A 10045-nucleotide genomic window follows, 5' to 3' on the forward strand; every position below is an offset into this window, starting at 1 on the left:
TTGCCCCGCGATGGGCTCGACACCACTACCCGATCACTTTGACTTTCCCCGCCACGGCGGTCTTGCCACTGCCTGCCGCCTTGTTTGTTGCTGGCTGCCAGTTCAGCCCTGCAGCATTGCCTGAATCTGCTGGGTCGCCTGGCGAGTGCTTTCGGCAAGCTTCTTCACCTCGTCGGCCACCACCGAGAAGCCACGCCCCACCTCCCCGGCCCTGGCGGCCTCGATGGCAGCGTTGAGGGCCAGCAGGTTGGTCTGTTCGGCAATACTGCGGATCACCCCCACGGCGGTGGCGATCCGGGCATAGGTGGCCTCGTTGTGCGCCTGCAACTGCTGGTGGCTGGCCTGGGCGTTGCGCTCGTCGCTGATGTCGCGCACGGCGCCCAGCACGCGCACCAGCACGCCCTGCGCGTCCCGCACCGCTCGGCCGCGCTCGCGGCACCAGATGTAGCCGCGCTGCTTGTGGCGCATGCGGTACTCGAACACGTATTCCCCGCTGGCGCGGGCGCCGAGGATCTCGCGCTCGAAGATGGCCATGATCTGCGCCAGGTCGTCAGGGTGGGTAATGCCGACCTGGGCATCCCAGCCATCGGCCAGCTCCTTCGGGCCGTAGCCCATCACCGCGCGGAAGGCATCGGACAGGCGCATACGGCTGTGCGGGTGGTGCACGTCACCCTGGGCGACCTCGATGTCCCAGGTGCCCTCGGTCAGGGTGGTTTGCAGCAGGCTCCAGAAATGCGCCTGGCGCTGGTGCCCTTCGCTGGCCCGCAGCTGTTGATCCAGTTGTTCACGCAGCAGGGCACATTCGCCCTGCAACTGCTGTTGTGCCGCTTGCTGCTGCGCGTGCAGCCGTTGCTGGCTGGCCAGCGTTTCACTCAGCAAGCGCAGCTCCTCTGCCTGCGCTTGCACCTCCCGCGCCTGGTCTTGGCGTTGCTGCTCCACCGCTTGCAGGGCCTGCAACAAGGGCGGGTGGCGGCGCACCTCCACCAGGCTTTCGGCAATCTCGCCCCGGCCAAAACGGCTCAGTGCCTCGGCCAGCGTGGCCACCCAACGTTCATTGCGAAACAGCATTCACGCCCCCTTGAACCATCGAACAAAAGCGCGAGTTCAACCCAAGTCGGCGGCCGTCGTCTTGCGCCGGCCTGCCGCTGGCTTGACCTTGGCTGCCAGGGATCAGCGGCTGATGATCGCCTTGAGCACGGTCTTGAAGGTCTCCAACTGCTGCTCGCTGAACTGGCCGAACACCTGGTCCTGCTGGGCCTTGGCAATGCTCCACAGCCCCTCGGTCTCGATGCGCCCGGCCTCGGTCAGGCACACCCGGCCGTTGTCGTCGGTAACCAACCCCTTGCGGGTCAGGTTGGCGATGGCCTCGCTCACCTCGCGTTCGGGCATCGCCACTTCGCCCAGCAGCTCGGCCTGGGCCAGGCCGGCGTCGTGTTCCAGCACCATCAGCATGCGCGCCTCGCTGGTGCGCAGGCCGGTGGCCAGCTGACGCGGCTGGTAGCTGGCCTGGTAGGCGCGCAGGGCCTGGGTCATCAGGTAGTACAGGTTGTGCTGCAAACGGCCCTGGAAGTGGCTGCTGGCCGGCGCGCCTTCCGCACGTTGGGTCATCCGCGTGTGCGGCAGGACCATGGAGTAGGCGCCCTGGTGGTACAGCAGCGGCGAGCGGCCGAGGTCGTCGAAGGCCAGCACCTTGCCGACCAGGATCCAGTGGTCGCCGCCGTCCAGCTGCTGGAACTTCTGGCAGCGAAAGCGCGCCGCGCAGTCGGGCAGCAAGGGCGCGCCGCCCTCGCCTGCCTGGTAATCGATGCCGGCAAAGCGGTCGTCACTGGGGCGGGCGAAGGTGTTGGACAGGTCGATCTGGTCGGCAGCCAGCACGTTGACGGCAAAGTGCTCGGCGGCGTCGAACACCGCGTGGCTGCTGGAGCGTTTATCGATGCTCCAGAGAATCAGCGGCGGGTCGAGGGACACCGAGTTGAAGCTGTTGGCTGTGACGCCGACCTTGTTGCCAGAGGCATCGGCGGCAGTGATCACGGTGACGCCGGTGGCGAAGTTGCCCAGGGCGCGGCGGAAAGCACGGGTGTCGAAGGGGGTGGACATGCAAGGCTCCAGGATTGTTCTTGTGTAGGGCAGTGGCGACCCCATCGCGGGGCAAGCCCGCTCCCACGCTTTTGTGGGAGCGGGCTTGCCCCGCGATGGCTTGCTCAGGTCATCGCCGGGTCCGGCTCCAGCCCCATCAGCTCACGGCCGAGGATCTGCGCACAGACGTCGTAGTCGGTGTAGGCATGGGCACCGGTCATGTGCGCATCGCGGAACAGCCGCTGCATCTCGCTGCTGTCGAACCAGGCGCCGCCACCGGCGGCTTCCATCAGCCGGTCCACGGCCTGGATGCACAGCTTGACCGCATAGCCCTGGTTGGTGCGCCAATAAGCCAGTTCGGTACGGGTGGGGTATTGGTGGCGTGCGCTGAAGTCGGCGATCTGCTCCCAGCTTTTCTCCAGCAGCGCACGGGCCGCGGCGACCTGGTGGGTGGACTCGGCCAGGCGCATCAGCGCCGGGGTGGCCGCGCCCACCGCCGCGCCGGTGTAGGCCCGCACGCGGTTGCGGGTCTTGTCCTTGAAGGCTTCGAGCATGCGCTCGGCGATGCCCAGGCTGACGGTGGAGAAGCCGCTGGCGAAGTACGGGCGGTACGGGTTGAAGTAGATCGCGCTGTCCGGGTACAAGCCGAAGCCCGCCGAGGTGCCCTCCATCATGTCCTTGGCCTTCTGGATACGGTGCTCGGGCACGAAGGCGCGCTCGACGATCAACGTGCGGCTGCCACTGGCGCGCATGCCGGCGGCGAACCAGTCGTCGCGGATCTGGTAGTCGCTGCGTGGCAGCACGGCAAAGCAGTAGTCCTGGCCGCCCTGCGGGTTGGCGCGGCGAAAACCCATGATCGCCCACTCGGCATGATCACAGCCGCTGCTCCAGCCCATCTCGCCGCTGAACAGCACGCCGCCCTCGACCTCTTCGGTACGACCGAACGGGGCGATGCTGCTGCTGGCAGTGGCGTGCGGGTTGTCGCCCCAGACTTCGTCCTGCAGTTGCTTGGGGAACATCGCCAGTTGGTGGCTGTGGGTGCACAGCAGGCTCATGGCCCAGGCGGTGCTGGCGCAGGCGCCGGCCAGGGCGGCGATGCATTCGGCGAACTGCGGCAGGCTGAATTCCAGGCCGCCATAGGGCTTGGGCAGGAAGGCCTGGTGCAGGCCGATGCCTTTGAGCAGAGCAATGTTGTCGGCGGGCACGGTACGCTCGCGCTCGGCCTGGTCGGCGCGGGCGGCGATGGCCGGCAGCAGGGGCTTGAGGTCTTCGAGCAGGGAGTTTGGCTTTTTCATGGTCTGGCTCATTGTTATTGGACCCTGGCGAGCGCTGCCTAGTGGTGACGGCTCGCTGATGAATGCCGGGTCAGTATGGGAGCCTGCGGTACGGTGGAAAATGCAACTTCCGCACCTCGGATTGTATTTTTCATGGGGTGGTTTTGTGGCTGGCAGGCAGGGTCATGGGGGTGGCAGGGGTAGGCAAGAACGCCAAGAACGCAGGCTTTAGGCTCGGGATATGAATACGTCCCTATCGCGGGGCAAGCCCGCTCCCACGCAACCCGATTCGCAACCTGGGCGAAAGGCGTGGGAGCGGGCTTGCCCCGCGATCGAACACGGTCTTACGGAGCCCAAAGCATGAGCGACATCCCCCTCCTCCCCAGCGTTACCGCGTTCCTCGCCCGCCACCACGGCCTTTACATCCACGGCCAGGCCATCGCCAGCCAGTCGAGCGCCAGGATCAAGGTGGTCAACCCGGCCAATGGCGAGGCCGTCGCCACGGTGGCCAACGCCTGCCAGGCCGATGTCGAGCAGGCTGTCGACTCCGCCCGCCAGGGCTTCAACGCCTGGTCGCGCACCAGCCCCGCTGCCCGCGCCGCGGTGCTGTTCAAGCTGGCTGACCTGCTCGAGGCCAACCGCGAAGAGCTGGCCCAGCTGGAAACCCTGCAATCGGGCAAGCTGATCAACATCGCCCGTGCCTTCGAGGTGGAACAGGCCGCGCACTTCCTGCGCTACTACGCCGGCTGGGCGACCAAGATCACCGGCCAGACCATCACCCCGTCGCTGCCTTCGTTCGCTGGCGAGCGCTACAGCGCTTTCACCCTGCGCGAGCCGATCGGCGTGGTGGTGGGCATCGTGCCGTGGAACTTCGCCACCATGATCGCCATCTGGAAGCTCGCTTCGGCCCTGACCACCGGCTGCAGCATCGTGCTCAAGCCCAGCGAGTTCACCCCGCTGACCCTGCTGCGTATCGCTGAACTGGCCACCGATGCGGGCCTGCCAGCAGGCGCGCTCAACGTGCTGACCGGCGGCGGCCTGGTGGGTAAAGCGCTGGTCGAGCACCCCGGCACCGACAAGGTGTCGTTCACCGGCTCCGTGCCTACCGGCATCGCCGTCGGCCAGGCGGCCATGGGCGCCAAGCTGACCCGCGCAACCCTGGAGCTGGGCGGCAAGAACTCGGTGGCGTTCCTGCCCGATGTCGGCATCGACAAGGCGGTGGACGGCATCATCGAAGCGGGCTTCCTGCATTCCGGGCAGATCTGCGCGGCGGGTGAGCGCTTCTTCGTCCATCGCTCGCGGATCGAGCCGATGCTCGAAGCGCTGTCGCAGCGTTTGGGGCAGCTGAAAACCGGCTCGCCACTGGATGAGAGCACCCAGTTCGGCCCGGTCGCCAACAAGCCACACCAGCTCAAGCTGGCCGAGCTGTTCGCCACCGCCCGCGCCGAAGGCAGCCAGATCATCCATGGCGGGCACATCGGCGACGGCCCGGGCTGCTTCGTCGAGCCTACGGTGATCCTCGCCAACAGCGCCGCCGACACCCTGCTCAACCAGGAAACCTTCGGCCCGGTGGCGACCTTCCTGCCGTATGACGACGAAGAACAACTGCTGCAGTTGATGAACGCCACGCCCTACGGCCTTTCGGCCAGCCTGTGGAGCAACGACCTGGGCAAGGCCATGCGCCTGATCCCGGAGATCCAGGCCGGTATGCTGTGGGTGAACATGCACACCCTGCTCGACCCGGCGGTGCCCTTTGGCGGCATCAAGGCCTCCGGCATCGGCCGTGAGTTCGGCTCGGCGTTCATCGACGACTTCACCGAGCTCAAGTCCGTGATGATCCGCTATTGAACCTGCACGACAACCTGGGCCGCTACTGCCTGCAGGCGTTCAGCCAGCAGGTGCCGGCGTCACTGGCGGCGTTCTACCGCATCGATGCCGGCCAGCAGGCCTGCGATTTCCTGTTGCAGGACCTGCAGGCGCCCATGCATGCGCGCTACCTGCAGCACTACCGCGACTACGACCCGCTGCAACCGGCGCGCTGCCTGGCCATCGGCACGCCGGTGGTATCGCTGCGCCAGGGTTTGGCCCACCTGCCCGAAGCCCAGGGCAACACCTACCGAGGCTTCCTGGCCCGGCACCAGGTGGTGGATGTGGTGGAGATCATCGCCCAGGTCGGCGGCCGGCCGTTGGCCGGGGTGTCGCTGTTGCGCCGCGCAAGCCAGGGCGAGTTTCGCCCTGACGAGCTACAGCGCCTGCTGCCCCTGCACGGGCTGATGCAACTGGCGGTGGCCAGCCAGCCCTTGGTGCAAAGGCCGGCAGCGGTCGAACTCACCCCCCGCGAACGGCAGATCGCCGAACTGCTGCGCCAAGGCCACAGCAACAAGCTGATCGCCCGGGCGCTGGAGGTTGGCCTGCCGACCGTCAAGACCCACCTGATCAACCTGTTCCGCAAGCTCGGAGTGAGCAACCGCACCGAGCTGGTGGCGTTGCTGTTCCTGTGACTCAACCTTCCGGTTGATACCGGGCCGCAGCGCCGCGTTGCACCCTGTGGGCACCTAAACCCCAGGAGTCACGCACATGACCAAACCCTCCGACTGGATCACCGTAGGCGCCCTTGCCGAGGGCTTCGCCCCGCAAGCCTTCATCCTGCCGCAACGCGCCGACCTGAGCGGGCGCAGCCTCAGCCTGCACTTCGCCAATGGCTGGCTGATCGAGCACCGCTTCGACACCGAACAGCTGCACTGGCACGCCGCCGACGGCCATAGCCAGGGCACGGCCAGCTACCGCGCCACCTCGGTGCGCGACGGCATCTACCTGGTGGACTTCATCAAGCACGAAGGCGGCCAGGCCTGGTCGGTATCGCTGGTGCTCGACACCCTCAGCCAATCCTTCACGGCCGTGCTTGGCCGCTTGCCGGGCCAGGCCCGCACCCAGCGCGGGCTGTACGACCTGGCCCTGGCGGGCGAAGCACTGACCGGCGTCGAGGCCACTTTCCTGCATGGCACCCTCGACCGCCCCTGGCAGGACGGTGCCTGCCCGCACACGCCGACCCGTGAGCTGGTGGGGCTGCGCAATCACTACCGCTACAGCCCGACCGAAGAGTACGAGCACATCTACCTCAACCCCGACTACTACAGCTGGCAGTGCCTGAAGGGTGTCGAGCAGGGGCTGTGCGACACCGACCGTGCCCATTACTACAAGATCGCCGAGCAGCTGTACCTGTTCGTCTGGTGCGAGAAGATCGTGCCGACCCTGGGCCTGGTGATGATCGACCTGCAGCAGCACCGCAGCGACGGCAAGATCTTTGGCTACCAAGGCGGCAGCTTCGATGCCCTGGCCAACTTCCCGGTGTCGTCGTATTGCCGGGTGGTCAACCGCACGGAGTACCCGCAGTGAGCCGCAGCGTGCTGATCACCGGGGCCGGCAGCGGCATTGGTGAAGCCTGCGCCCTGCGCCTGGCAGCCCAGGGCTGGCAGGTGGCGCTGGTGAGCCGCCGCCGCGCGGCGCTGGAGCGTGTCGCCCAGGCCACCGGCGGCCTGGTGCTGGCGGGTGATGCAGCCGACAGCGCCACCTGGCGCGGCTTCATCGAACAGGTGGATGCGCGTTTCGGCGGCCTGGACGCCGTGATCGCCTGCGCCGGCGGCCATGGCCTGGGCCGGGCCACCGAGACCAGCGACGAAGCCTGGCAGGCGGCACTGCGCAGCAACCTCGACAGTGCCTTCCACACCGCCCGCGCCTGCCTGCCGCTGCTGATGCGCCGCCGCGGCAGCCTGGTATTGCTGGGTTCCATTGCATCGTTGGCAGCCGGGCCCGAGGTGTGCGGCTACACCACGGCCAAGCACGCGCTGGTCGGCCTTAGCCGTTCGCTGGCCCGCGACTACGGCCCGGCCGGCGTACGGGTGAACTGCGTCTGCCCAGGCTGGGTGCGCACGCCCATGGCCGATGAGGAAATGCAGGTGCTGATGGCCCATCACCAGGAAGACCTCGAGGCTGCCTACCGCAGGGTCACGGCCGACGTGCCTCTGCGCCGCCCGGCCAGCAGCGACGAGATCGCCGCCGTGTGCGAGTTCCTGGTCAGCCCGGCGGCGAGCATCGTCACTGGCGCGGTACTCACCGCCGACGGCGGTGCGACCGTGGTCGATGTGCCCACCCTGCCCTACACCCGCCTGGCGCCACAGCCATGAGCGCCCGTTACGGCTTCAACGGGCGCACGGTGCTGGTGACCGGTGCTGCGGGTGGCATCGGTCAGGCCATCGTCGAGGGGTTTGCCCATGCTGGCGCGCGCGTAATTGCAGTGGACCTCGACCCGGCTGCACTGCGCCAGGTGGTCAAGGTGCAGCTCGCATTGGGCCATGAGGTCGAGGGGCTGGCCGTGGACCTCGCCGACGAGCAGGCAATCGCCACCCTGCTGGGCGGGCTGGAACGCCTCGACGTGCTGGTGCACAACGCGGCGTATTTTCCGCTCACACCGTTCACCGAGATCACCCCGGCACTTCTGCAACGCACGCTGGCGGTCAACCTGGGCGCGCTGTTCTGGCTGACACAGGCGGCACTGGGGCTGTTCCGTCGCCAGGGCGGCGGCTGCGTGCTGGCCACGTCATCGGTGACCGGCCCACGGGTGGCCTACCCAGGCCTGAGCCATTACGCCGCGTCCAAGGCCGGGGTCAATGGTTTCATCCGCAATGCCGCGCTGGAGCTGGCCCCCTTGAACGTGCGGGTCAACGGCGTCGAGCCGGGCATGGTGCGCACCCCGGCCATGGGCAACCTCGGCGACCCGGCCCTCAATGCGCGAATCGCTGCCGGGGTGCCGCTCGGCCGCCTGGGCGAACCCAGCGATATCGCGGCGGCGATGCTGTTCCTCGCCTCGGACGCGGCTGCCTACATCACCGGCCAGACCCTGATCGTCGATGGCGGCGCCACCCTGCCCGAAACCCTGGCCAGCCCCTGAGCCGACCTGGCGGCGACGTGCAAGTGCGCTGGCAGCCACGGGCAAGACCCACCCCGGCGATCCACGCGCTAATGGCCCGTCGCTTCAGACACCTCTGCCTCCACAACAACGCGGCACCCAAGACCGCACACAACAAACGAGGAACGATCCATGCGTCTCACTCCACGTCGCACCGCGCTGGCCACCGCCCTGGCGCTGCTGGTCAACGGCCAGGCGACCTCGGCCTACGAGCTGTATGCCGACGACGACACCCACCTGAACGCCGATATGCTGGCGGTCTGGGGCATGTTCAACAGCCGCCACAATTACGACGGCACCCCTGGCGGCTCGACCTGGCGCGAAGGGTTCATCAAGTACGGCCTGAGCGGCGACCAGGGCCTGGCCGGCAATGGCAGCCTGTATGGCGCGTTGAACTGGGTCAGCTCCGGCGCCTGGGGCGATGGCGATGCCGGCGGCAACCAGGATGGCAGCGAACGCACCACCAAGATCGAGGATGCCTACCTGGGCTGGCGATCAGGCGACCTGTTCCCGCTGTTGGGCAAGGATGGCGTGGATGTCTCCGGTGGCCGCCAGGTGATCAAGCTGGGTAACGGGTTCCTGATCAACGATGACGGCCCCAACCTCGGCAAGGGCCCGGCCGATGGTCAGCTGAACCGCGGTGGTGGTTTTTACCTGGGCGCCCGTCATGCATTTGATCGCACGGCCATGTTGCGCCTGGGGGGTAATGAGGGGCTGCACGGCAGTGTGTTGTGGTTGAAGTCCGATAACCGGGCCCAGGCCGAGACCGAGCTGGCGGCCGGGACCCTGGACTACACCCATGAGCTCGGCACCCTGGGTTTGACCTACATCCACGGGATCGACGTTGCCGATCAGTGGGCCAGCGAGTTCCAAAAGGCCCGCAAAGGCATGGACGTCTATAGCCTGCGGGGCGAAGGCAGTGCCGGGCTCGAGAACACCCGCCTGGCCTTTGAGTACGCCTGGCAGGACAAGCGCGGCGGCCACGAAACGGCCTGGTACGCCGAGGCGGACTACACCTTCGCCGAGGCGCCCTGGGCACCGCAACTGACTTACCGCTACACGCGTTATTCGGCGGGTTGGGATTTGCTGTTTACCGGGCTTTCCGATGGTTATGGCACCTGGATACAGGGTGAAGTGGCGGGCAACTATGCGGGGCCGTTCAATACCAATAGCGGGATTCACCATATCGGGCTCAAGGCCACGCCGCGGGACAACGTGACGGTCGGGGCGTTGTTCTTTGACTTCAATACGGTGCGTACCCGGGACACACTCAATCTCGATGCCCAGGAGCTGGATGTGTATGTGGAGTGGGCGGTGAACGAGCACCTGATCGTTACGCCGTTGGTGGGGTTGTTCAAGCCGCGCAGGGATGAGAGCAATGGCGGGAATCAGGTGGGGAGTGGGACCAATGTGTATAGCCAGTTGACGGTGGCGGTGCCGTTTTGAGGGTGTAGGTGGGTGCTTTGGCTTTGGCTTTGGCTTTGGCTTTGGCTTTGGCTTTGGCTTTGGCTTTGGCTTTGGCTTTGGCTTTGGCTTTCAGAGTGTTGGTTTTGATAGATGTATGCGCATTCGGCGGCGATGGCGACGCTTAGTCACCTTTCCGCCCTTACGGCGGCCTACTTTGGTCTTGGCCAAAGTAGGCAAAGCCGCCCGCTCCCATCATACGGCCCCTGCGCTGCGCTCCGGGGTCCCCTCGCTCCGGTGCCTTCCGGGCCCGCGCGGCCTCCGA

The 10045-nt window shown here is 66.8% G+C and carries 8 protein-coding genes and 2 pseudogenes; 6 read left to right on the top strand and 4 right to left on the bottom strand.

Translation table 11 applies throughout. The annotated features are described in order from the left end of the window. Nucleotides 1–111: 111 nt before the first annotated feature. The 4 genes and pseudogenes from F6X61_RS27220 to F6X61_RS07785 form a co-directional block, all read right to left on the bottom strand. Nucleotides 112–345, bottom strand: a pseudogene (locus F6X61_RS27220) (methyl-accepting chemotaxis protein); the annotation flags it as partial. A 54-nt stretch (nucleotides 346–399) separates the two neighbouring features. Then, nucleotides 400–1068 (bottom strand): annotated as a pseudogene (locus F6X61_RS27395) (PAS domain-containing protein); the annotation flags it as partial. A 102-nt stretch (nucleotides 1069–1170) separates the two neighbouring features. Further along, complete coding sequence (locus F6X61_RS07780; RefSeq protein WP_153786109.1) at nucleotides 1171–2097, bottom strand: p-hydroxyphenylacetate 3-hydroxylase reductase component; 927 nt, start codon at nucleotides 2095–2097, stop codon at nucleotides 1171–1173. Nucleotides 2098–2201: 104 nt separating this feature from the next. Then, entirely contained in the window at nucleotides 2202–3371 is a 1170-nt protein-coding gene (locus F6X61_RS07785) for a p-hydroxyphenylacetate 3-hydroxylase oxygenase component (protein ID WP_153786110.1), read from the bottom strand. A gap of 339 nt (nucleotides 3372–3710) precedes the next feature. Here F6X61_RS07785 and F6X61_RS07790 point away from each other — a divergent pair, with 339 nt between their 5' ends. The 6 genes from F6X61_RS07790 to F6X61_RS07815 all read left to right on the top strand — a co-directional run bounded on the left by F6X61_RS07790 (nucleotide 3711) and on the right by F6X61_RS07815 (nucleotide 9762). Continuing rightward, nucleotides 3711–5198, top strand: a complete 1488-nt coding sequence (locus F6X61_RS07790; protein WP_153786111.1) for an aldehyde dehydrogenase family protein — start codon at nucleotides 3711–3713, stop codon at nucleotides 5196–5198. Next, nucleotides 5195–5851, top strand: a complete 657-nt coding sequence (locus tag F6X61_RS07795) for a LuxR C-terminal-related transcriptional regulator (RefSeq protein WP_153786112.1) — start codon at nucleotides 5195–5197, stop codon at nucleotides 5849–5851. The genes F6X61_RS07790 and F6X61_RS07795 overlap by 4 nt, the downstream gene beginning before the upstream one ends. Before the next feature lie 76 nt (nucleotides 5852–5927). Then, on the top strand, nucleotides 5928–6746 hold the full coding sequence (locus tag F6X61_RS07800) for a molybdenum cofactor biosynthesis F family protein (protein ID WP_153786113.1): 819 nt from the start codon (nucleotides 5928–5930) through the stop codon (nucleotides 6744–6746). Next, nucleotides 6743–7534, top strand: a complete 792-nt coding sequence (locus tag F6X61_RS07805; RefSeq protein ID WP_256671330.1) for an SDR family NAD(P)-dependent oxidoreductase — start codon at nucleotides 6743–6745, stop codon at nucleotides 7532–7534. The genes F6X61_RS07800 and F6X61_RS07805 overlap by 4 nt, the downstream gene beginning before the upstream one ends. After that, the gene (locus tag F6X61_RS07810; RefSeq protein ID WP_153786114.1) at nucleotides 7531–8298 is read left to right on the top strand and encodes an SDR family oxidoreductase; all 768 of its coding nucleotides are present in this window, start codon (nucleotides 7531–7533) and stop codon (nucleotides 8296–8298) included. Before F6X61_RS07805 ends, F6X61_RS07810 begins: the two co-directional genes overlap by 4 nt. A 150-nt stretch (nucleotides 8299–8448) precedes the next feature. Beyond that, complete coding sequence (locus F6X61_RS07815) at nucleotides 8449–9762, top strand: hypothetical protein (RefSeq protein WP_153786115.1); 1314 nt, start codon at nucleotides 8449–8451, stop codon at nucleotides 9760–9762. Nucleotides 9763–10045 lie beyond the last annotated feature (283 nt).

This window comes from Pseudomonas sp. EMN2 (genome assembly GCF_009650555.1).
Lineage (GTDB): Bacteria > Pseudomonadota > Gammaproteobacteria > Pseudomonadales > Pseudomonadaceae > Aquipseudomonas > Aquipseudomonas sichuanensis.